Below are 23,954 nucleotides of genomic sequence, written 5' to 3'. Positions count from 1 at the left end.
AGTTCTTCGAACAGCGTCCTTTGGTGATACGTCCCTGTAGCGGGCATCCAGCTCGCCATCCATGCCTCGCGTTCATCACTTGTCGAATGCCACTGGCATTCGTCATGCTTCTACGAAGCACCGTTCTTCACCCCATGTGAGAGTAGAACACTGTCCCCGCGCCGGCTACGGGGCTCCCAATAAAGAAAAGAAGCCCACTCATTGAGTGGGCTTCTTTTCGTTTCTGCACTATCAATATCACGCTGATAAAACAAAGAACCGTCATCCCGGAAAGCACGCAGTGCTTATCCGGGATCCCCCTTCGTCCAACCGTAGAGTTAAAAAACGCACCGAATACAGCGCTAATAAAAGAAAGAACGTCATCCCGGAAAGCACGCAGTGCTTATCCGGGACCGCCATCGTACAACCGTAGAGTTAAAAAGCGCACCGAATACAGCGCTAATAAAACAAAGAACCGTCATCCCGGAAAGTACGCAGTACTTATCCGGGATCTCCCTCGTCCAACCGTAGAGTTAAAAAACGCACCGAATACAGCGCTAATAAAAGAAAGAACGTCATCCCGGAAAGCACGCAGTGCTTATCCGGGACCCCCATCGTGCAACCGTAGAGTTAAAAAGCGCACCGAATACAGCGCTAATAAAAGAAAGAACGTCATCCCGGAAAGTACGCAGTACTTATCCGGGATCTCCTTGGTACAACCGTAGAGTTAAAAAAAGCACTGTAGCTATCACCCAAACAACACCGTCATCCCGGAAAGTACGCAGTACTTATCCGGGACCCCCTTCGTGCAACCGTAGAGTTAAAAAAAGCACTGTAGCTATCACCCAAACAACACCGTCATCCCGGAAAGCACGCAGTGCTTATCCGGGATCCCCCTTCGTACAACCGTAGAGTTAAAAAACGCACCGCATCAAGCGCGCATAAAAACAAAGAACAGCCTCTACCCCGGAGGAATAATAAAACGTATAGTGCGAACTTAATAATAAAGGGACGTTAGTACCAGGAAATATGAAGTTAAGTACGGTTTTATACGTTATTCAGTCGCGGATTGCAGCGCTCAAATACCCTCTTTACCGACGACTGTATCAGCAGCAAAGTGCGGTGCCTAAGGTTAAACTGGTAGCAATAGCCAAAAACGAAGCCGCTTACTTACCAGAGTGGATTTGCCATCATCTGTACTTCGGTTTTGCTGCTATTGATGTACATTATAACGGCTGCAATGATAATACCCTTGAAGTCGCTGAAGTGTTTAAAGCTGATCCCGTTAACTTTATAAATGCCGATGGTATATTCGAAAACTCTAAAGCTAAGCCACAAATAGAAGTCTATCGTAGTGCTTTTCGTCAAGCTAAAAACGAAGGTTTTGATCACGTTATGTTTTTGGATATTGATGAGTTTTGGGTGCCCTATGATCTCAATACATCTATTAGTGAATTTATCCGCTCTGCGCCCTATTTTGATGTACTAAGTTTTCAATGGGCGAATAGAGTGTTTGACCATGAGCCTTTTTCCTCAGCAATTAGTGAGCAGGTTAGTGTGCAGCCAGCGCGGCAGTTAAAATCCGTCTATAAGTCGTTCATTACTCCCGGTCTGCTCAACCCACATAATATATTGGATAATGCTCTCGTCAGGCTGGAATCCTCTTTGAGACCCTTCGTCCCCTCCAATCGTTTCCATTCGCTGGCGGCAGAAGAAAAGTTAGCGCCTAACGCATTTATTATGCACAGAAAATATCGCAGTCAGTTAGAGTATATTGTCAGTTTGGACAGAGGTGTAGTCGGGCGTGGCAAGAGCCAGATATCTCAGTTTAAGAGTAATCGCGCTGGCTTCGAGAATAAGAAAACGTTTGAGTATATTGAGTTTCCTTCACAAGCCCTGGCTAGCTACCAGAAGTCAGTAGCAGACAGGCTACGGCCATTGGAAACTGAAGGTATACTGCTCCGCGCCAGAGATGGCGTGATGCAGCGTTTCTTTGATGTGCTGAATAATATCCGCAGTGCGCCATCCAGTGAATCAGTTGTAATAAACAAAATATTGCGCAATGTCACCCTTGATGAAGTGACCGAGGCCGTTGAAGAGTATCAGCAGCGCACCCATAGCAGACAGGCCTGAAGCTGCTATCAAAAAGCCAGATAATTGCCGGTATTAACCGGCAACTGATACCAATTCCTACAGTGGTGTTGCTCTGAACCAACCGGTCACTGATAGTCTCGGCGTTAACGAAAATGGCGTGATGTAAGTAACACTATGAATGTGTTCCACATCGAAAATACTTAAGCTGTTGAAACCAGGCGCCCAGGCATCTCTTGGTGTACCGTTTTTTTCGTAAAACTGTAATAGCCCGCCCCAGTCAGGATGCCAGTTTGGCGAGAAGCTCAACACATAAGCAAGCCGGCGTTGCTCGGTGCTGTGGGTATCCATATGACGAGTTAAGAACTGGCCCGGCGTGTAACGGGTAGCCTGGGCACTGGCGGCAACAATATCCTGATGGCCACTCATTTTACGCGCCCAATCCAACACGTCTTCGCTGTTTAACCACTGATGCAGTGCTGCCAGGTTAGGAATGGACTCACGCTGATTAGACAGCTGATACCTGCCATAAATAAAACCGACCCCCTTAGCCGCATTTTGCATAGTTTCAGTATGAATACTTTGTTTTTGATCTGCGGGTAATTGCTTCCACTCGTTATCAGCCAGTGTTGTTGGCCGGCCATTGCGGAGCAGCGCCAGGCTGTAAGGCGTTTCTTTGCTAAGACTAGTGTAGATCTGCTCAGCCTGAACCATGGGAATTAAACTTTGTACTCTTACGCGCTTATCGTGCTGGTATTCTGCATTTATTGCTGCAACGTTGATGTCGGGATGAAAAGTAATCTGCAAGGTGCTTCCTGTAATTGGTAATTATCGCTATCAGCCAGGATCTCAGCTTCAATTTTTACTAACTGGCTGGTTAAAACTATATAAAAATCTGTCTGAGCTGCCAAGTTATCTCACAATATCGTCATTTATCCTAAAGTCTAATTTCCGAACTGCAATTTCCGGGTAATCAGAATATAGTGCCGGTGGGTAGCTGTGATCTTAATAATAAAACACAGCTTCTACACGCGCTTGTTGCCTTAGCCGTGTATATAACAGGGATTCTTTCGGAGTTTTTTCAATGACAAAAAACAATAATTCGCTAATTCGGCGCAAGCCATTAGCGTTAATAATTGGTGCGTTATTAGCACCTCAAATGGCTTTTGCACAAGAAGCCGATTTAACGACAGCAGACGAAGCAGAAGAAGTAACAGAAAAAATTACCGTTACCGGTTCTCGTATCCGCTCAGGTGGATTCGATGAAGCGCGACCGGTCGACATCATTGATGCTGATATGGCAATCGATCAGGGGGTAACCTCTATCGGTTCATTACTGCAAGCATCTACGGTTGCCGCGGGTTCGCCCCAGGTAACTGCTGCATCATCCATTGCGTTTAACACCAATGGTGGTGCTGGCTCACAAACACTTTCATTACGTGGCCTTGGTGCTAACCGCACATTGGTATTATTAAACGGTCGTCGTGCCGGACCTGCGGGTACCCGTGGTGGTGTAAGTTCTTTCGACTTTAACACACTGCCTATTTCTACCATTCAGCGTGTTGAAATCCTTAAAGATGGTGCATCGTCAGTTTACGGTTCAGACGCTGTAGCTGGTGTTGTAAATATCATCACTAAAAAAGATACTGGCGGTCAGTTTGACGTCTTTGCATCACAGCCCACAGAGAGCGGTGGTGAGCAATATCGTATCAGCGGTACTTATGGCAAGGCGCTCGATAAAGGCTTCTTTAGTCTGACAGCCGATTATCAGTTAGACCGCGAATTAGCCAAAGGCGATCGCGACTACTTTAACTGTGGCGAGCGCTACGTTTTTGATCCAGCTACCGGACAGCGAGCCGACAATATCGATCCTCGTACCGGCAAGTACCACTGTAATGATTTGTTATGGGGCCACGTTTGGCTTTATGACTACCAGGATGGCGGCGCTACCGACAACGTGCCTAGTGGTGCCAAAGCCCAGTACGACTACGATGGTGATCTTGGTCAGTATATCCCTGGATTCAATCCAATCCCGGGTAACCCAAACAACATGAGAACGCCTCCAGGATGGTTCCCGGTAAACTACGACGATGCATCTGATGCCGTGTCTAACGCCGACCACCCGTTCCAGGATACCTCTTCACTTATTCCTGAAACAGAAAAAATTACCCTGTTTGGTCAGGCTGAGTATGAACTGAATGACCACACTCAACTGTATGCCGAAGCATTATTAAATCGTCGTACTACCGAGTCTAATGGTTATCGTCAGTACTGGAGCTACATTTACAATGAAAACTTCTTTGCCGGCAATCCACTAAGCGAAGGCTGGAGAGGTTCTCAGTGGTTAAGCCCTACGGCGATTACCGATCACGCAGACGACAAGATTACCGTTGAATATCAGCGCTATGTTGCCGGTATTACTGGTGATATTGCCGGTACCGATTGGTACTACGATGTCAGCTATCAATACAGTAACAGTGATGGCGACTACGGCGGCGACATCATTTATGATGACGCGATCAGCGATCAGAACTTCCTGTCTGGCTCTTGTGCCGGTACTACCACATCAGTTCGTGGCGTGGATTGTGTTGATATTCCATGGTTGGATCCGCAACTGCTGGCAGGTAATATCTCTCAGCAAGTCCGCGACTTTATGTTTGGTTACGAAGTGGGTAACACCAAGTATACCCAACAAACCTTTGAAGGTTTTGTATCCGGTCCGGTATTTGAATTACCGGCAGGTGAAGTCGGTGCAGTATTCGGTGCGAGCTTCCAGAAAGACCGCATTAAGGATACACCGGGAGAAGCAACCCTGGCACAAAATACCTGGGGCTCTTCAGCGGCTGGCATTACCTCTGGTAGTGACGAGACCAAAGCGGTCTTTACCGAGCTGAATATTCCGGTTATCAGTGATGTATTCCTGGCTCAGTTTATCGACTTGGAGTTATCAGCCCGTTATACCGATGTGAAATCGTCAGGCGACGATACCACGTTCAAAATTGGTGTTAACTGGCAGATTGATGATCAGTTCCGTATTCGTGCGTCACGGGGTACGTCTTTCCGTTCACCTGCGTTGTTTGAACTGTATCTGGCCGATCAAACCGGCTTCCTTGGGCAGCGCTCAGTCGATCCTTGTGTTAACTGGGGTAATAACCTGACCGACGGCAGTATTTCACAGGCTCTTGCCGATAACTGTGCGGCAGATGGCATTCCTTCCGACTTTACCGGTGGCGCGATCTCGGCAACCACGGTAACTGGCGGTGGCTTTGGTGTACTTGAACCTGAAACGTCCGTGGCTAAAACCCTGGGTTTGGTGTGGACGCCAGAATTTGCTGACTTAAGCGTGTCGATCGATTACTTTGACTTCTTAATTGAAGGGGAAGTTACTCAAATCGGTGCGGCCAACATCGTTAGCCGCTGTTATAACTCAGACTTCTTCCCAACCGATCCTATCTGTAGTCAGTTCGATCGTGATCCGGTAGATAACCGCATCACCGAAATCCGCGATAGCTTTATCAACGTTGCTGAACAAAGCAACCGTGGTTATGACATCGCGTTAAACTACAACGTGGATGTGGGTTACGGTGAAGTGACCTTTGATATGCAGCACACCTTCCAGAAAGAAGCCAGACAAGGCTTGTTCGAAGATACTGTTATCGACACCAACGGTGAGTTTGGTGATCCTAAACACGTAGCTAACTATAACTTGCGCTTCGACCGTAACAACTGGTCAGTAAACTGGCGGGTTAACTACATTGGCGCCGTGTCGAATGTCGACAGCTACTTCCAGCGCTCGGGCGACTACACTGCCACGGTTCGTGGTGATGAGGTTGACGTAGTACTGGCTTCAGACAGTGTTATGTATCACGCTTTCTCATTCACTTATGACTTTGCAGAAGATGGCCTGAAAACCACTCTGGGTGTGTCTAATGCATTCGATAAGAAGCCACCTCGGGTGACTACATTGAATCTGGGTGAGCTAAACACCGAAGGTAATTCTGCGTTCTACAGTCAGTATGACTGGTACGGACGCCGTATCTTCCTGAACGCTACATACCAGTTCTAAGCATTACTTAACGCAGAAAGCCGGCTGACAGTGTTAGCCGGCTTTCTTTTATGTTATGTATAACCGCATAGTTCGCTACAAAAGATAATAATGAATCCTCGAATTTACGCGAAAAGCGATAACCTCAATGAATTAAATGCCGATTACGAACAAACCCCATTGCAACAAGGGGTGTTTTTAAATTCGGTGCCTAAATGTGGCACTCATCTGTTACGCAATATATTCCGTATGTTTGTGCCGGTTGAGCAGCAATACCACAACGATTTTATTCAATTTCCTACGTTGCCAAAAAACATGGCGGCGTTTGATCCGGCCAGCCCAAAGTTAAGCTGGGGGCACCTGCTATTTTCCGATCAGTCTGCGTTGGCGCTCAGTACGGTTAAACAGGTATTAATTGTCCGCGACCCCTACGACTGGGTACTGGCCCGCGCCCGGTTCTTTTTGTCGGATACCTTTCAGGCGCAGCTGGATCACCTCAAATCGGGCAAGCTGAATATTGAGGAAATACTCAATATGATGATTTTTGGTATTCATCAGCGGGTGCCGGACTTAAAAGATATCTTTACCCACAACGGTGTAGCCTGGCTGGGTACCGGGATAAAACTGGTGCGCTATGAAGACTTGATCAGCCACCTCAACGATCTGAACAGTAAACGGGCACAAGCCTACTTTACCGATTTACTGTCGGTGCTGGGCATTAACGAGTTGCCTGATGACTGGCAACAACGTGTGGCAACCGGCGCCGACCGCAAACAAAGCGGCACCGCCAGAGAAAACCTTAAAGAGGTCAGTTACGAGATCCCGGCAATATTGCCGCCGGCTCAGCGTCAGCTGGTTGACTTTGCCGCACCGGGTTTACGTCAGATTCTGGGGTATAACTAAGCAATGACTAAACGACTTGCGATAATCGGAGGCGGCTCGGCAGGCTGGATGGCTGCGGCCTACCTACACAGTATACTTAACGCCCGGGGCCAGCAGCAAAATGTCAGCATTGAGCTGGTCGAGTCGCCGGATATCCCGCGCATTTCAGTGGGCGAAGCAACGGTGCCATCCATCCGGCATTTGCTGAGTGTTATCGGTATCGACGAAATTGAGTTTATGCGTGCTACCGATGCTTCCTTCAAGCAGTCTATAAAATACGTAAACTGGGTGCACAATAACAACACCTTTTATCATCACCCTTTTACCAGTATGCGCGTCCAACCGGTCGACTTTGCGGGAATAAACTGGCTCAAAAGCGATCGTTCCATTCCCTTTATGGACACCTGCTCTACGCAGCCGCTAATTTGCGAGTGGGGGCTGGCCCCTAAAGTCATAAAGCCCGGCGTCAGTACCCCTCTGAAATATGCGTATCATATGAATGCGCAAAAATTTGCCGATTACCTGCGCGATATTTCGGTTGCCAGAGGAGTAACGCATACCCGGGCCAATATAGGTGAGGTAAAAACAGCTGCCAATGGTCACATTCAGTCGGTGGCACTGGATAATGGTCAGTCGGTGCAGGCGGATTTATACGTTGATTGCACCGGCTTTAAAGCCTTACTGATGGAAAAGACCCTGGCTGAGCCCTTTGTGTCGTTGTCACAATATCTCTTGTGCGACAGGGCAGTGACCATGCATGTCCCTTACGACACGCATTACCCGGGGATGGTGCGACCCTATACCACGGCTACAGCCGTGTCGAATGGCTGGATATGGGACATCCCTATGGCCAATCAGCGCTCAGTGGGCTATGTCCATGCCAGTCAGTTTATTTCTAAAGAAGCGGCCGAACGAGAGTTAAGGGCTTATCAGGGCCCCAATACTGAAAACCTGTCGCCACGCTTTGTCGATTTTAAAGTGGGTCATCGCAAACGGCACTGGGTAAACAATTGCATTGCCATTGGCTTAAGTGGTGGTTTTATTGAACCGCTGGAATCTACCGGGCTGTTTCTGGCTGATATGGGGGCGGTCATGCTGGCCGAACATTTCCCACACAGTGCCGACGATATGACCGTGTTAGCCGATCGCTACAATCGCCTGATGAGCAATCGCTACTATGAGATCCTCGATTTCATCAATATGCATTATTGCTTAACTCAGCGTACCGACACGGCTTTTTGGCAGGCTGTTCAACAACCTGAACACATTAATCCGCGTTTACAGGCCAAGCTGGATTACTGGAAACATAAACCGCCTTCGCCATCTGATTTTGAAGATCAGATGCTGCCAGGAATGGATCATGCTGCCCGTTTCAACGGCAGAGTTATTACTGATACGGCGGGACTATGGAATCACGAAAGTTACGAGTGCATTTTATACGGCATGCACTTCGCCGCTGACCATTACCGGCAAAAGTTTGGCAATACGGGTAAACCTGTCAGTATGAATCAGGAGATCCTGATGCGCCTGAAAGCGGCCCGCCAGGGCTTACCGCCTCACGCGATTTGGCTGGAACAAAGGGTGGGTAAAGCGATGTATCAAACGGCCAATACACCTCATGGTTGGGTGGCTTAAATCGCCGCCCAACAGTGAGTATATGTTATTTCTAATAGTGATAAGCCTTAAAATCAAACGCTTAAAGAATGGTTTTGCCAATTTTTCACAATATACATCCGCCTTGTTTTTGCCTTTAACCAAATTGCTACAACTCCCGTGATATCTACCACCTAGGTCTTATATATACTTTTGGTTAAGTCTATAAAGTGTCAGTTTTTGCGGCTGTCCTGCCGCACTTAAACGCACCTTTTTCACACTCTGGTGCGTTCTTTTCCTTTTCTGCTCAGTATGGAGCTTTCATGTTTTCTCATTCCAGAATTCTGTGCCCTGAATTACAACAAAAAATCATGACCGCCGAACAGGCTGCCGATTTTATCCAGGACGGTGATACCGTCGGTATGAGTGGTTTTACCGGAGCGGGTTACCCCAAAGCTCTGCCCGGAGCATTGGTGAATAAAGCTCAGATTCAACGCGATCTGAAAAAAACGTTCAAAATTAATTTATGGACCGGCGCCTCCACGGCCCCGGAGCTGGATGGTGTGCTGGCCGATGCCGAGGGAATTAATCTGCGCTTACCGTATCAGTCGGATCCCATTTGCCGTCAACAGATTAACAGCGGTCAGATGCACTATATCGATTTGCATCTGTCTGAAGTGTCTCAGTATGCCTGGTCTGGCTTTTTGGGCGATCTGAATGTGGCTGTTATCGAAGTCGCAGGCATTCACGAAGATGGCCGTATTATTCCGTCTTCATCGGTAGGAAATAACAAAACCTGGGTAGAGCAGGCCGATAAAATTATCCTGGAGGTGAATAGTCAGCAGAGCCTCAAGCTTGAAGGCATGCACGATATTTATTATGGCACGGCTTTACTGCCACATCGCAAACCCATTTTGCTTAATGAGCCTGCCGATCGCATTGGCAGCCAGTATCTGGATATTCCTAAAGACAAAATTGTCGCTGTGGTTGAAACTTCAGCGCCGGATCGCAACAGTCCGTTCTCGCCGCCTGATGCAGTATCAGAGCAAATTGCCGCCAATATTCTGGAGTTCTTTGAGCACGAGATTAACAAGGGCCGTTTACCGGCTAACCTGTTACCGCTGCAGTCCGGGGTAGGCAATATACCCAACGCGGTACTCAGCGGTCTGGATAATGGCGGCTATAAAAACCTATCGGCTTACACCGAAGTGATTCAGGATGGTATGTTGCAAATGCTCAAAAGCGGCACCTTATCGGTGGCTTCAGCAACCGCATTCTCATTGAGCCCGGATGCGTTGGTTGAGTTGAATGAGAATATCGACTTTTACCGTGAAAAAATCATTCTGCGCCAGCAGGACATCAGTAATCACCCGGAGATCGCTCGGCGCCTGGGGATTATTGCTATGAATGGTCTGATTGAGGCTGACATCTACGGTAACGTGAACTCCACCCATGTAATGGGCACGCGTATGATGAACGGCATTGGTGGCTCGGGCGACTTTGCCCGCAATGGCTATCTGTCAATTTTCATGACGCCATCCACCGCTAAAAATGGCGCTATCTCGGCCATAGTGCCTATGGTTTCCCATGTGGATCACACCGAGCATGACGTAAAAGTGGTAGTGACTGAACAAGGGTTGGCGGACTTAAGAGGGCTATCGCCCCGTCAGCGGGCGCGAGTCATCATTAATCATTGCGCCCATCCTGACTTTAGAGATCAGTTACTCGATTATTATGAGCGCGCCTGTGCCAGTGGCCGGGGTATGCATACCCCGCATTTACTTAACGAAGCGTTGAGTTGGCATGAGCGGTTTGAACAAACCGGCTCTGTGCACCCAGCCTAAAAAAGCCCGAGTTGCTGGCCGGCCAGTGACTCAAAATCCCCGCCAATGGCTGGCAGTATACTGTCGGCGATTGGCCTGATTTGCTTTTCTATGTAGTGGTCGTAATCCAGCGGCTGGCGGCAATATTCAACCACCTGCGGGCCTGTGGTGGTCATTACGTAACGAATTTTAGTGCGTTTCTGGTAGCGCAACGGTTTACCTGAACGGGCATTTTCTTCATCGGCATGGCGCGCGGCTTTAACATGAGGCGGTGCCGTTTTGGTGTATTCCTTTAAGGGTTTGCGTAACTGCTTGGTGTATATGAGCCCCTCGTCAAATTCACCCTGTTTGATGCCGCTAATGATTCGCATCACATAATCGTCGACCGGCTGATCGTTGAATATGCGGGTATATAGCTCCATCTGAAAGTCTTTAGCCAGTTGGGTCCAGTCTGAACGCACATTTTCCAGCCCCTTAAACACCAGTTCAGTTTTACCCTCACGGCGAATTAAACCGGCGTAGCGTTTTTTGCTACCCGCTTCAGAGCCGCGAATCGTGGGCATAAAAAAACGCTCGTAGTGGGTTTCAAACTCAATTTCCAGCTCGCAGGTTAGATCAAACTCCTCGCGAATGCGTTGCTGCCAGCGTTGGTTAATGTCCTGTTCTAATTGTTTACCAATGTCCCACGCTTGCTCTGCGGATACGTCATCAGCAATGTGTACAAAAGTGGAGTCGGTATCGCCGTAGATCACGTCATAACCCGATGCTTTGATCCACTCGGCGGTCAGCTGCATAATTTCATGGCCACGCATGGTAATGGAGCTGGCAAGGCGCGGATCGTAAAAAGGGCAGCCACCACTGCCAAGCACCCCGTAAAAGGAATTCATAAGAATTTTGATGGCCTGGGAGCGGGGTTTATCCTGTTGGCGCTTGGCTTCGTCGCGCTGCTGCCAGAGGTTGGTAATTATGTCGGGCAGAAAGTGCTGGCTACGGTGAAAGCTGGCACCTTTAAAGCCGGGAATGGCGGTTTCGGGTGACTTAAGCCCTTCTACCAGACCCAGCGGATCGATTTTAAACGTCCGGATAATCGAGGGATACAGGCTCTTAAAGTCCAGTACCAGTACATTCTGATAGAGTCCGGGCTTGGAGCTCATCACATAACCACCGGGGCTGGCCAGGCCGCCGTCGGCCGGACGATTCGGCGATATGTAGCCCGCCCGGTGTAACTTCGGCAGGTATAAATTGACAAATGAGGCAACCGAACCACCGGGGCGACCCAGGCGCAGGCCGGTTAGTTCACTGCGCAAAATCAGAAAATCAATCAGCCGTACCTGTTCAGCAATGTCATTCACCAGCACGCAGTCTTCAAAGTTATATTTGGCTAAAGCGAGCTTATCATGCTTAAACAGGTGCTTAATTGCCCCGAGTTTGTCGGGATCTTCGATGAGCTTGCGCTTCCCCAGTAATTCGCTGGCAACGTTATCCAGGGCAAAAGAGTCGAACTGAAAGGTCATGGTTTTCAGTCCTTCAATGCCATCAATTATGGCCCGTCCCGGGACATCCACCAAAGCCCGGTTATCCTCGAATACTTTAATATCCACCTTGCTGCGATGACGCCCGAGCGCAAGCTTAACGCCGCAGCGGGTCGCTGCATCATGTAAAACCGGCAGGTCGAATTGTTTAATATTCCAGCCAATCAGTAAGTCGGGATCGTGGTGCTGAATGAGCCCGATAAAATGCGTTAACAACGCCGTTTCGTCAGCGCACCAGACTATTTCGAAAGGCACCTTAGCGTCTTCAGGCTCGCCGATCATCAGCACAACATTTAATGCAGGGGAGGCGATGCCGATGGAATATAAATGGCCATGTTCGTCGCATTCTATATCAAAGGAAAAGGCGCTCAGATCGCAGCGATAGGCCGATGGCTTTAAGCGGGCCTCGGTCACTGTGTTGTCGTGCTGCTGAGCAACGCCCTGATAGTGCACACCGCTGGTTATGAACCGCTCCATAAAAAAGCGATCCGGGGTTTTGATATCCGCCTCGAAGAGCGTCGCGCCTTGTTCTTCACAGTGGCGCCGAAGGATATGCAGTTGCCGGTCCTGGGGGCATTTAACCACACTCACCGGCTCGTGCTCGAAGGTGCTAAGAGGCAGGGCTTTAAGGCTCGCCCTTAATTGCTGAGCCTGGCTAATAGCGGTGATAGTGCCGACCGCAGTTTGTTCTGTAAAACAGGTTGCCGGTTGCACCGGCGTGATCAATTTAACCGGCCCGTTTTCGGTGGCCAGCCAAATTTCGAGGGTTTGCTGTGAACCGGTTGGCACTACCCGGGCGGTCAGCACCATGCCCTGACCGGTTAACGTGGTCGTCATTTTATAGTACAGCCCGGTAAATTTAACGCACAGTGGCAGAAGTCATGAAATGGCAATGGTATAGTAAACGCAGATTTGTTTAATGTTGTAGTCCTAATGATAACGCCAAGTACCCATTCGATACCAGCCTCGGGCAGTTTTTGCAAGGTCGCCGCCGGCGTTTACTGGCTTCGCATGCCGCTACCGTTTGCTCTCGACCATATCAACCTGTACCTGCTGGAAGCCGATGAAGGCCTTTATATCGTGGATACCGGTGTGCAAAGCGAGCATAGCAAGACAATCTGGCAACAGGTGTTAAACGCCCTGAATAAACCGGTTGCCGGCGTTATAGCTACCCATATGCACCCGGATCATTGCGGGCTGGCAGGGTGGTTGTGTCAGCAGTTCAAAGTGCCGCTCTATATGAGTGCGCTGGAATATTACGGGGCAATTGCTTATTTCTCACCTAATCCTGGCGCGGATACGTCGGTAGAAGTAGATTATTTTGTCAGGGCGGGTCTAAGTCAGGCCGAGGCAGAGAGCTATGTGAGCGATCACAGTCGCTATGCAGAGTCTGTTGCCCCAATTCCCCTGGCTTACCAGCGCCTGCAAGCGGGTAAGTCACTGACCATTGGCAACCGGCAATGGCAGATTCTTACTTATGGTGGTCACTCGCCGGAGCACGTTTGTTTGTTCGACGCCGAGGCCAGATTGCTAATCGGCGGCGACCAGATATTGCCTTATATATCGCCTAATATCGGCGTCTATAGCCGCGAGCCGGAGGCCGAGCCGTTAACGGATTATCTGTATAGCCTGCAGCAACTCAAACAGTTGCCCGCAGATACTCTGGTGCTACCTGCTCACAACCAGCCGTATACCGGGCTCCCTACTCGCTGTGATGAACTCACCAGCCATCATCTTAAATTGCTGGACCGCCTGTTAAAGCATTGTGCAACACCGCAATCCTTACAGAGTTGTTTACCAAAGCTTTATCGACGAACCTTAACCGGCCAGATGTTATTTTTTGCCCTGGCAGAAGGTCTCGCTCACCTCAACCATCTGGTAAAAGCAGGCCGGGTAACACGCTCGCTCGATGAGCAGGGCGTATATCGTTACCAGGCCTGTGAAACCAATTAACCGTCTATTGCACTACCGGTTAGCCGACGAATTTTGCTAAGCAACTGTTCGTCATTAAATGACTTGGCCTGTTGCCAGTTAATGTTGGCCCAGTGCAGCGCTTGTTGAGGCTCAGCGGCAAGGTGCAGGTAATAAAGCGCCACTTCGGCGGCATGAGTAGTGTCGCCGCGCTGTTCGCGAACCAACACCCGCTCGGCCATCTCTGTAGTCCACTTTTCCCCGGCGCCGGTTTGCTGTTCGGCAAGAGCCAGATACAGTAAAGCGCTGTCGTTCGGGGCCGGATTGTTGGCTATTTTGGGTGACAGCCGGGCCAGAATATCTTCGCCTTGCTGCAATGCCAGTTTGGCTTTCGACCACGCCACCCAACTGCTGATGGGCCATTCGCTGTCGGGTTGTTGTTCAATATGGCTAATGGCAATGGCGGGCTCACCGGCAAATAATGCCAGGTCAGCCAGTACCTCATTAACCCACAGCGCTACGTCTTTGGAAGCGGCAGGAAACTTCTCACTGATATTGAGCAACTGCGAGTAATACTGAGTCGACGGCGATAGTTGCATGGTCGCCTCCAGTAAACAGGTGGCCATGACCAACTCCGATGTTGTGCCCATGAGTTGTAAGCAGGTTTGCCTTGCCAGGGCAGGCTCGCCCTGATTGAGCTGGACATTCGCTCGTAGTAACAACGCAGCAGGCTGGTTAGGGCGTTCTGTTAGCAGCGTATCGAGTTCTTTTAAGGCGGCGGCGAAGTTGTGCTGATGCTGCAGGAGCCGGGCGTAAACCAGCCGCTCCTGATGAGTAATCCGCTCAGCTTCAGCCAGCGTCTTAAGCGTTGCCATGACCGGTGCCAGCTCCTGTTCATTAAAGTCAGGGTGAGTGCTCTGGTTTACCAGCTCGCTCATCTGTGCGGCGGTCATGGTCACCGGTTTGACCGGCTTATGGCTATGATAAGTGTGGGCAACCGCTTGCTTTACACCAATCAGGGCCAGCGCGATAAAGGTAACTACCGAGGCGGTAAGTAAACCGGTAAGTGTCAGACTGATGGGGAAAATACGTTTCATATCACTGCTCCTTAAAGGTCGCCATCCCTGGCTTGCGGTTTAATTGTTAAGTAAATCGTCAAACTCAGCAGGATTGGTTGTATCCTGAATATAGAGCCGACCATTTACCGCCAGCGGTGTATCACCAGCGTTTTGGTTAAACGCAGAACGCACTGCTGTGGAGACCCCTACTTCAAGGGCTTCAATGGCAATCGTTACGTTACCGGTTACAGCAAAAGCGGTGCCATCGGAAACCGTAAACGAAAAGCTATCGGTGCCGGTGACTTCCGCATTGGGCGTGTAAGTAAACTCGCCGTTACCCGCCACGCTAACCGTGCCCAGTGACGGCTCGGCAGAAAGTGCGTAAGTCAGTCCGTCACCGTCGGCATCGGTGGCACTTAACATGTCGGTGACCGGTGTTTCGGTCTGGGTGATAATATCCAGATCGTTGGCCACGGGTGCCTGGTTGATATCGTCATAGCGGTCTTTGTTGTCGTTACTGTCAAAACAACCTGTCATCACGATACTCAGGGCACATACTGGTATGAACTTATTCATTACGACCTCCTTTATTCTGAGCCAGGCAGAGGGGTTGCCAGATACGGAAAGCTGCTGTCCATCATGCTGGCATCAAGCGGTGCGCCGTCAGTAAAAGGCACATTGCCAACACTGGCATCGCTGCTGTCGCATAATCCTAAATCAGTGTCTTCACCGTTAACGGGGATGGGGTAACACAGACGGCCCATTACCACCCGCAGAGCGATATCAACCACGTCATCGCCGGGGCGACGGCCGTTCGGGAAGCCCGCCAGATCATCACCAGCCACTCCAGCCCAGGATTGATCAGCCGCCGGGGTTGCCGGTATAGCCGTATTTAAACGCAGCATCTCAGATGGCGTTACGGTCGCCAGTTGGTTAACCCCCGGGAAGCCGGTTAAAAACGCGGTTACCAGGTCGGTACGCGGGAAGTTGGTAGGGGCCAGGGTCGCTATGTCTGTACCCAATGTGGAGTTGACCGCGTCGCGAAACAGAATGTTCAGCAGTTCAGGCAGTGCCGGGTGCGTGACGTAATCAGCGAATTGACCATCATCCGCTGGATGTGATGACGAAAATTTATCTTTATCACCAATACCAATCACCAGTTCGTTGACCAGCGGATTGCCCAGGCGTGATACCTGCGTCATCGCGCCGCCCTGTACCTCGGGTTTGCTAAAGGAGGCATTTGGATTCAGTATTCTGGCCTGTGGCAGGCTGGCGGTGGTCCAGGCACCAATAGTGCCGTTCCCGTCACCGGTTACACAGCTCGCGGGTACTTCAATAGCAATACTGGTGACGTTCTTGTCAGCCAGATCATCATTACCGTCTGACTGCGTTATGCCGCCCGGAAAACCGTTACCATCGCCTGCGCCCGGCATGCTGTCACCCTCAACCGGTACATAGTTGACCAAATCAAACGTTTTGCCCAAATTAACCACGAAAGGGTCTTTACGCTGGCCAACAAATACCCTGGCCGGCATCTCGCAGCCAGGCAGCATCACATCATAGACATACTGGTCGGCATAACGCTGATATTCGGTGGTGCTGGTGAAGGTTTTATTGCCGATGTAATCGAGCGGTTTAGCAAAGTACATGGCATCCATCGGCATTATTTCGGTTCGGGTGCCGGAGCGCATATTGCCCTCAACCATCTCGAGCGAGTAGTGCTCAGAAAAGTTAACCGCACTCATGTCTTCGGCACTGACCGGACCAACATTCTTAAGCGGCACTTTTACGCTGCGCTGATTGCCTTCCGGTCCGACGGTCAGGGCAACGCCCTGGTTATCCGCAGCCAGCATGGGCGTGAATTTTAAGGCAAAACTGATGTCTTCCATGGCGTCGCCATCGTTATCAATGTGGATGGCATATTCAGCAGCCGGATCCATAGCAAAGTAATTCGGTCCGCCGTAAGCATCCTGTAACGGGATGTAGTTAGCAATTAGTGTTACGTAGCCTTCGCGGCCGCTTTCATAGCTGTTAAACGCATAGAAATCGGTACTGTCCAGAGCCGGTGCGCGCGCAATGCTGGGCGCTTCACGGTGGCTGGATGCCTGTGCAGTTGTTGCAGCCAGTGCGCTGCCGATCATTACTGAGAGTATTAATTTTTGCATGGTGTTACCCCTTTTTGTTGGTGTATTAAGCCAAACGATTAACCCGGGGCAGTGGATGCAAAATAATTTAAAAATAAATAAAAGTTAGATTTTATTTTATTTGAGCTGGTTTCAGGACAGGAGAAAAAATAATGGCCTCCGGTTGGAGGCCATTGTGCAGGCAGGTTAGACTGCGCTGATTGGTGCGATATAAAGGACTTCGGTTGGTGAGCCGGTTGGCGAACCGCCATTCGGTTCAAGGCTAACCGCCAGGGCGGCGATGTCGCCTAAATCAAACCAGTCCGGACGGCTGATAGCCAACTGGCCGCCTTCTGGTAGCAGGCCCAGTGAAATCGGTGCGCCGCCATCGGCAGGTACCATCCACAGCTCGAAGTCTTTGTCGGTTCTGGCGGTAAGATTTGCGGTACTTCTGACCGCCAGAGTAGAAGTACTGATTTCTATTAACCACAGCGGCTTGGCTTCTGCATCAGTGACAACCGCAATATCGGTAACCGGCGCTTTGACCGGCGGCGTAGCCGGCATGAGTACAACGGCCAGTATAATGGCTGCTGCCGTAGCCAGCCCGGCAATCGCTTGCCAGATAACGGGTTTTGATGATTTCGCCACAGGCAGATTCACCACATTACTGGTGGCGGTGTCGCCAGCGAACCCCAACTGACGCTCGATGGTCTGCCAAACGGTTGCTGGTGGCTCTACCGGTTGTACGTTCTGGCCCAGTCCGTTAAGGTACTGCTCCCACATCCAGGTTGTCTCGGTAATTAACTGGCTTTCCATCATCAATTGTTGGTAGCGCCGGCGGGCGCCACCACGCAACGTGCCCAATACGTATTCTGCAGCCAGCGCGTTGCGTAACGTTTCGTTTTTATAATTCATACCGACAAACACCTTTGTAAACTTTGCAGGCCCCGGCGGATCCAGCTCTTAATAGTGCCTAATGGCGACGCCAGGTGATCAACAACTTCCTGATGCGACAGACCGTTAAAGTAGGCCAGATGAATTGCCTGACGTTGCTGATTATCCAGCTCATCCATGCATTCACTTAACTTCGGATGATCCAGCTCACTGGCAGCAATATGCGTGCTTTCATAAGGGTGGGTGTCATCGTCGTCCAGTGAGGTTTCTTTTCTGACCTTATGGTGGCGCATCAGATCCAGCGCCCGATAGCGGGCAATGCTGATGATCCAGGTGAGTACGGTTCCCTTACCGCGCTGATAACTGGCTGCATTGTGCCAGACTTTTATATAGGCATCCTGCGTGGCTTCCTCGGCAAGAGCGCTGTTCTGCAACATCTTCAGTACCACGGCATAGACCTGCCCGCTGGTGATTTTATAGAGCTTTGCAAAGTCTTGTTTTTGTCCCTGAGCTGTTCCACACAACAAAGGTAATAAGGTTTCCTGTTCCATTGTTTCCTCAATATTTGTGAGCCTGTTTGGCTTATAACGATTCAGTACTCGGATCGGATGCAGTTTTATCCTCTTCTTTTGCTTCTTTAAGTAATGGCAGGCGTACCTCGATAACCGTGCCTTTTCCTTCTCGGCTATTAATCACCAGTTTGCCTTTGTGTTTTTCGATGGCGGAATAGGCCACCGAGAGGCCAAGACCCTGGCCTTTTCCTTCCGGGCGGGTGGTGAAAAAGGGTTCAAAGACCCGCTTCAGGTGGCCTTCTTTGATACCGCAGCCGGTATCCACTATTTTGATGGCTATACCGCTGGTGGTTTGTCGGATATCGAGCATAACCAGACCGGTATCGTTGATCGACTGGGCCGCATTCATCATCAGATTGGTGAGTGCCTGTTTCAGGCTGGCAGACTCACAGTACCATTTTAGCTGTTCAGGCTCACAGGTTACTTTGTATTTAGGCCGTTTGAATTGCGTGCTGATAAGTTGTACCAGCTGGTTCGCCGTTTCCTGTAAGTTCAGGTAGCCCCAGGAGTGCTGGGGTTCCTCGGCAAAAGAGCGCAGCGTAGACACAATTTCACTGACCCGCTTCAGGCCATCCTTAGACTCCTTGATCAGCGGGCCCATATCTTCTTCGATAAGCTCTACATGGGAAGCATCAAACAGATCTTCCAGTGCTTCAATATGCTCTGGTGCATGACTGGCAACCAGCTTTTTGGTCGCCTGACAGGTTTCCAGCAAATTTTGTGCGTACTGTTCCAGCGTATTTAAATTGGCCGTTACAAAACCCATGGGGTTGTTAATTTCGTGCGCAATGCCAGCGGCAAGCTGACCGGTGGAGGCCATTTTTTCTGCCTGAATAAGCTGTGACTGGGCTCTGTCGAGCTTGCGAATGAGTTTACGCTGGGCTTCATGTTCTGTTTTTAATGCTTCGGCGAGCTGGGCCTGGGCTTTAAAATAACTGGCCTGAGCGGTGACATCCTGAATCAGAATGCAGGCGTACTGCTGGCCGGTTTCGGCATCTTTATGGGGTACAATTTCCATATTTTGTACCATCTGGGTTTCTTCGCCGGTAATCGGGCGACTGCTCTTGAAAGGAAAGATGTGCGGACGCTGTTCCCAATAGCTAAAACTGGGATGTTTAAGAATAAAAACCGATTTTATGCGCCGCTTAAGAAACTTAATTTGCTCGGGAAACACATCGGCCAAGGGTTTGCCTAAGGCATCCCCCCGGAGTTCAACCGGCATGCGGTCGAGAAAAAATGCGTTCAAAGAGACAATTTCATACGCTTCATTTACCAGACAAATTCCAACTGGCAGTTTATCCAGCAACGGGTTATTCATAAAGGACTAGCCCAGTAACTCGTCGAGCGTCGATTTTAGCCGCGTCAATGAAGCATCGTCCAGACAAAACACCACGCGCATGGTGAACGATGAAATTTGAATGTCGAACTTTACTTCCATTATCAGGCTGTGTTGCCAGTCGTATTGTGAAAAGTCACTTTTTTGCGGTGCGAATAAGGTTGGCATCTGCAGGTTGGTGGCTAATTCTAACTGTTCAGACAGCCCGGCCAGACAAGCCCCGGCAAGAATGTTGGAAAGCTCCAGAATCGTCTCGTTTATGTCGTTCTCTGAAAGAGGCTGTTCATATTCGAGCAATTCAGCCACTTCTGCCAATCCATGGCGGGTAAGAATGGACATCACCTCACCATGAATATCGCCCATAAAAGACTGACGGGTGTAGTAAGCCTGTTGATTGTGACTGACTAAATCATATAGCCCTGCGGGGGTAACGGCGGTAATGTTTGGAATCGAAATTCCTATCTTGGTTTCGATTAAATGAGCCAGACTATTGGCCGCCTGACCCATGGAAATGTTCATCAGTTCCTGTAAGGCATCCCGCTGGTCTTCAGACAGGGCAATGGCATCGTTCATAGATAACCCAACTCAAATAAGGTCATTGCCAACTCTTCCTTATCCAGTGGTTTACGTAAAAACCGTTTGGCGCCCAGCGACATCACTATGCGCTGTTTCTCCGGCTGGAAATCGGCACTGATAACAATTACATCCGGTGATGAAGGCTGCTCAGAAAGGTATTCAAGCACGCCAACACCATCAATTTCTGGCATGGTCAAATCAAGCAAAACCAATTGCACCGATGTACCGGACAAGATCTCGATGGCTTCTTTTCCATTGGCGGCTTCAATGACCGTGGTTTCAAGCTCGGGTGGCAACGCCCGCACGACGCTGCGTCTGGAGAGCTTTGAATCATCTGCCACCAATACTGTTAAACTCATAAAGGACTCCGACTTCCGGTTTCATATAAGTATTTGCCATTTTTACAATCCTGCAAGTCTGAAGTTGTCATTTATATATCGCTTAAAATGCCATTTTCGAACGTTAAATAAGTGACAAATGTGACTATTAGTTATTTTGCGGGGTGAAATGACGGGGTGTTTATCTAATCTGATACTTAAGTATTCAGGATAATAAGTGAAGTGGGCGTGAAAGAACCAAAGGATCCGGCTCATGAAGAGCCGGATTGGCGGGGTTAGCGCTGCTGGCGAATAAACGCGGCCAGTTTGCTGCCATTGATCAGCTTAAAATTTTGCGGTGCGCCTGGCATAACGTTACGGCCATCCTGTACCACCATGAGGCCGTCAGGAAACTGCGGGCCAAGCGCCAGTGATGTCACTTCGAGGCCATCCGTTTCTGATACACCATCAATCTGTTGGGCACTGTTGATACCCACCCGGAAGGTTCCGAGCAGACGGTTTCCGTCGTCCAGAGCATAAACGGCAAACCGGTTGTTACCCTGACTGGAGGCCACCAGGAAGCGTTCACCGTCGAGGCGGTAAATCCCCATACCTTCAATGTCGGCTTCAACACCTTGTCCAATCGACGTAATTTGACGTGGCGTGCTGAGTGGTTGAGACAGTGATTTCTGCCAGATGCCAGCCGCTTCTTCACCCATAAAGAGTATTTGGTTTACATCATCAACCACACACCCCTCGGGCTGACTGGGCAGACTAAATTCGCTGATAAGTGCTGCGGAAGGGCCATCTTCAGTGAAAGTGAAAGCATATTGCTGGTAGCGACCGTCGGTGTCGTTAATAAAGGTATGTAACTGACCGTCGACTACACCGTTACATAAACCGTACACATCCGACAGGCTGGTCGGTAATTCAGCTTGGTGAGTCACCGTGCCGGTTGCCGAGATGTAATACACCGATAACGTTTGTGATGAGCGATTGCTGGCAACGGCAATATCCTGTTTGCCGTCGGGCGTGTCTATCTGATAGCGCACATCCACATTGTTTACCCGCCCGGCAGGCAATGATTGCAACTGCTCACCGCTGAGCGAATAAACATTCAGCCCGTATTTTTTATCGGTGCCCAATACCAGGCTGGCCGCAGGATTAAGCCGGTTTACCCAGATGGCCGGATCGTCAGCGGCATCGCCATAACGGTTGACCGGTGTGGTTTGCACGTCGGCGTTCAGCGTGTATACCTTATCTGCGGTGCTGATTGAAGGCGCTTCATTGCTGAGTGCAGCGGCGAGCAATTCGCCGCTGGCTTCATCGAAAGCACCAATGTAAAGCGTATCGCCTGCCACCGCAGCACTGACCGATTTAAGCTCGCGCTCGGCCGCCAATGGCCATTGGCGATGGCGCTGACCACGTTGATACAACAGTGGCTCGTCGGTTGCCACCACAAAATAGCGGCCATCGTCCAGCGCTGCCACGGATTCGATTTCCGGGCCGCTGGGGAAATAGTCGAGGGTGCGGGTATTTTCACCCTCCGCATTGCCACTGTAGTGCCAGATGCCGGTGGTCTCTTCAGCAATCAGCAGCGTATTGCTCTGGTCCGTCACCGCGCAGGAGGACAGGTTTGGGCCTACCAGCATTTGCCGGATTGGACTGAGTTGCCAGTTTGTCTCAGTCATCACCAGGTAATGAGACATCAGCCCGCGGGCATCTGAACTGAATAAATGCAGAGCGTCATCCTGGAGGCTCAGGCACAGAGTTTCGCGGTCGGCAATCTCAGAAGCCTCAGACGCCTGCAAGTGGAATTCACCGGTGGTGGTATTGAGCGTAACCAGGTGCAGGGCTGAAGAATTCTGGTCGATGGCGGCAATGGCAATTAAGTTGTCTGAACCGGGCAGTACACGCCAGTCTGCCTGAGCGATATGGCCGCTAAACTGATTGATTGGCTGACCTTCAGGTGAAACCCAGATTAGGCCTTCTGCTTCGCTGGTTACCAGATAACCCTGGAATGTACCGATGACCACAGGCTTCAGGCTTTCCCCTGCTACAGGCATTGCACGCAGAGTCAGTGATGTTGCTGGCTCTGATGTTTGCGTGCCTCTCGGTTCGCTGGCAGTGCAGCCGCACAGCGTCAGGCTGGCAATCAGTCCCAAAGTAAATTTAAGGGTTTTCATTGGGCTGACTCCCTGCTTTTATCCAGTACATACTGGTAAATGACTTCGCCCTTATCATTAATGAATTCAAGGGTGAACTGTTGTTGATTAACCCGCACTACGGCAAAGCCGGCGGATGATTGGGCAAACGCGGTAAATTCGCGCTGTGCTACCGGGCGGATCTCAGAGCCGCCGCCAGACACAAAGTGTTCCACACGGCTGCCGGCTGGTTTGTTATGTTGCAGATCATGCTCGTGACCGGCGATGTAGGCATCCACCTCATACTCTTCCAGCAGTGGCTCTATCACCCCGCGCACCGCGCTGGTTTTACCATAACGCTTGCCGCTGGAATACAGTGGGTGGTGGCCAATCACTATGGTCCAGTCAGCGTCGGTATTGCGCTGCAGAGTTTGCTCAAACCACGCCAGTTGCGCTTTGCTATCCTGACGCTGGGTTTCCTGATATTTGGCTTCGTGCTGATAGTCCGGATTCAGCGGGCTGGTATCCAAAAAGACCAGATGCACCGTACCGCCTTCTTCCAGTGTGATGAGCTTGTCAAAATACTGGGCAGGCATATGCCAGCGACGGCTAACGGCAGAGTAATCGATTTGCGCCTGCCAGTTGCCGCGGTAATCGTGATTGCCTAATACCACATACCAGTCGATAAACAGGTGCGGGCCGTGATAAATGGTTTCATAGGAAGACTGCCAGTACGGATCATTAACCGAAGCTACGCCGTTGTCGTAAAAATTATCCCCGGTGGAAATGATCATCTCAGCATCGAACTGATAAGCCGCAATATCCATCCATTTTGCTACGCTGCGCTGAGCAAAGTGGCCGTTGCGGCCCCAGTCGCCGACCACCAGAAACGAATAATCATCACCGCTCTCGGTGAGTGAAGACTGGATCTGATGGGTCTGGTAATAGTGCTCACCAAAGACTTCCTGCTGAGCAGACTGAGCTAGTGTCAGTGGCGCGCAAAGCAATGTGGTGAGCGTGAGTAATTGTATGAGTTTCATTGAAAACCTTAAGATTCAGGCGGGCATCAGCCCGCCTT

General features: G+C 50.2%; 18 protein-coding genes. 6 read left to right on the top strand and 12 right to left on the bottom strand.

All coding sequences use genetic code 11. The features are described 5' to 3' along the window. Window positions 1-1,101: 1,101 nt before the first annotated feature. A complete protein-coding gene (locus AC27IB_RS14040; protein WP_487121652.1) occupies window positions 1,102-2,112 on the top strand; it encodes a glycosyltransferase family 2 protein in 1,011 nt (336 codons plus the stop codon). Window positions 2,113-2,169: 57 nt separating this feature from the next. On the opposite strand, the gene AC27IB_RS14035 is transcribed toward AC27IB_RS14040, so the two are convergent. Further along, on the bottom strand, window positions 2,170-2,877 hold the full coding sequence (locus AC27IB_RS14035) for a 2OG-Fe(II) oxygenase (protein WP_487121650.1): 708 nt from the start codon (window positions 2,875-2,877) through the stop codon (window positions 2,170-2,172). Window positions 2,878-3,154: 277 nt separating this feature from the next. Here AC27IB_RS14035 and AC27IB_RS14030 point away from each other — a divergent pair, with 277 nt between their 5' ends. The 4 genes from AC27IB_RS14030 (at window position 3,155) to scpC (ending at window position 10,434) form a co-directional block, all read left to right on the top strand. Next, on the top strand, window positions 3,155-6,136 hold the full coding sequence (locus tag AC27IB_RS14030; RefSeq protein ID WP_487121648.1) for a TonB-dependent receptor domain-containing protein: 2,982 nt from the start codon (window positions 3,155-3,157) through the stop codon (window positions 6,134-6,136). Between the two features lie 90 nt (window positions 6,137-6,226). Further along, a complete protein-coding gene (locus AC27IB_RS14025; RefSeq protein WP_487121646.1) occupies window positions 6,227-7,018 on the top strand; it encodes a hypothetical protein in 792 nt (263 codons plus the stop codon). 3 nt (window positions 7,019-7,021) lie between these two features. Next, entirely contained in the window at window positions 7,022-8,632 is a 1,611-nt protein-coding gene (locus tag AC27IB_RS14020) for a tryptophan halogenase family protein (protein WP_487121644.1), read from the top strand. A gap of 281 nt (window positions 8,633-8,913) precedes the next feature. Further along, entirely contained in the window at window positions 8,914-10,434 is a 1,521-nt protein-coding gene (gene scpC, locus AC27IB_RS14015; RefSeq protein WP_487121642.1) for a succinyl-CoA:acetate CoA-transferase ScpC, read from the top strand. On the opposite strand, the gene AC27IB_RS14010 is transcribed toward scpC, so the two are convergent. Continuing rightward, window positions 10,431-12,782: a DNA polymerase II gene (locus tag AC27IB_RS14010; protein WP_487121640.1), complete on the bottom strand. Its 2,352-nt coding sequence runs from the start codon at window positions 12,780-12,782 to the stop codon at window positions 10,431-10,433. The two genes, scpC and AC27IB_RS14010, sit on opposite strands and share 4 nt — an antisense overlap. Before the next feature lie 96 nt (window positions 12,783-12,878). Here AC27IB_RS14010 and AC27IB_RS14005 point away from each other — a divergent pair, with 96 nt between their 5' ends. Further along, window positions 12,879-13,898 carry an MBL fold metallo-hydrolase gene (locus tag AC27IB_RS14005; protein ID WP_296043336.1) on the top strand — a complete coding sequence of 340 codons (1,020 nt, stop codon included), beginning with the start codon at window positions 12,879-12,881 and terminating at the stop codon, window positions 13,896-13,898. Here AC27IB_RS14005 and AC27IB_RS14000 read toward each other — a convergent pair. The 10 genes from AC27IB_RS14000 to AC27IB_RS13955 form a co-directional block, all read right to left on the bottom strand. Then, window positions 13,895-14,953, bottom strand: a complete 1,059-nt coding sequence (locus AC27IB_RS14000; protein ID WP_487121638.1) for a tetratricopeptide repeat protein — start codon at window positions 14,951-14,953, stop codon at window positions 13,895-13,897. The two genes, AC27IB_RS14005 and AC27IB_RS14000, sit on opposite strands and share 4 nt — an antisense overlap. Window positions 14,954-14,992: 39 nt before the next feature. Beyond that, window positions 14,993-15,490 (bottom strand): Ig-like domain-containing protein, encoded by a 498-nt coding sequence (locus AC27IB_RS13995; RefSeq protein WP_296043338.1) that lies wholly within the window; start codon window positions 15,488-15,490, stop codon window positions 14,993-14,995. 11 nt (window positions 15,491-15,501) lie between these two features. Continuing rightward, the gene (locus tag AC27IB_RS13990; RefSeq protein WP_296043339.1) at window positions 15,502-17,079 is read right to left on the bottom strand and encodes a DUF4331 domain-containing protein; all 1,578 of its coding nucleotides are present in this window, start codon (window positions 17,077-17,079) and stop codon (window positions 15,502-15,504) included. Window positions 17,080-17,244: 165 nt separating this feature from the next. After that, window positions 17,245-17,952, bottom strand: a complete 708-nt coding sequence (locus tag AC27IB_RS13985; protein WP_296043341.1) for an anti-sigma factor — start codon at window positions 17,950-17,952, stop codon at window positions 17,245-17,247. Next, on the bottom strand, window positions 17,949-18,482 hold the full coding sequence (locus AC27IB_RS13980; RefSeq protein ID WP_296043342.1) for a sigma-70 family RNA polymerase sigma factor: 534 nt from the start codon (window positions 18,480-18,482) through the stop codon (window positions 17,949-17,951). The genes AC27IB_RS13985 and AC27IB_RS13980 overlap by 4 nt, the downstream gene beginning before the upstream one ends. A 31-nt stretch (window positions 18,483-18,513) precedes the next feature. After that, window positions 18,514-19,821, bottom strand: a complete 1,308-nt coding sequence (locus tag AC27IB_RS13975; RefSeq protein ID WP_296043345.1) for a sensor histidine kinase — start codon at window positions 19,819-19,821, stop codon at window positions 18,514-18,516. Between the two features lie 6 nt (window positions 19,822-19,827). Continuing rightward, window positions 19,828-20,412, bottom strand: a complete 585-nt coding sequence (locus AC27IB_RS13970) for a chemotaxis protein CheC (RefSeq protein ID WP_296043347.1) — start codon at window positions 20,410-20,412, stop codon at window positions 19,828-19,830. After that, on the bottom strand, window positions 20,409-20,774 hold the full coding sequence (locus AC27IB_RS13965) for a response regulator (protein WP_296043349.1): 366 nt from the start codon (window positions 20,772-20,774) through the stop codon (window positions 20,409-20,411). Before AC27IB_RS13965 ends, AC27IB_RS13970 begins: the two co-directional genes overlap by 4 nt. A gap of 254 nt (window positions 20,775-21,028) precedes the next feature. Further along, complete coding sequence (locus AC27IB_RS13960; RefSeq protein ID WP_296043351.1) at window positions 21,029-22,918, bottom strand: phytase; 1,890 nt, start codon at window positions 22,916-22,918, stop codon at window positions 21,029-21,031. Further along, window positions 22,915-23,916, bottom strand: a complete 1,002-nt coding sequence (locus AC27IB_RS13955) for a purple acid phosphatase family protein (RefSeq protein WP_487121634.1) — start codon at window positions 23,914-23,916, stop codon at window positions 22,915-22,917. Before AC27IB_RS13955 ends, AC27IB_RS13960 begins: the two co-directional genes overlap by 4 nt. Between the last annotated feature and the right edge of the window lie 38 nt (window positions 23,917-23,954).

This window comes from Alteromonas sp. 4NH20-0104 (assembly GCF_057547795.1).
The sequence above is the reverse complement of the archived record's forward strand: the minus strand, read 5'-3'. Positions and strand labels throughout refer to the sequence as shown.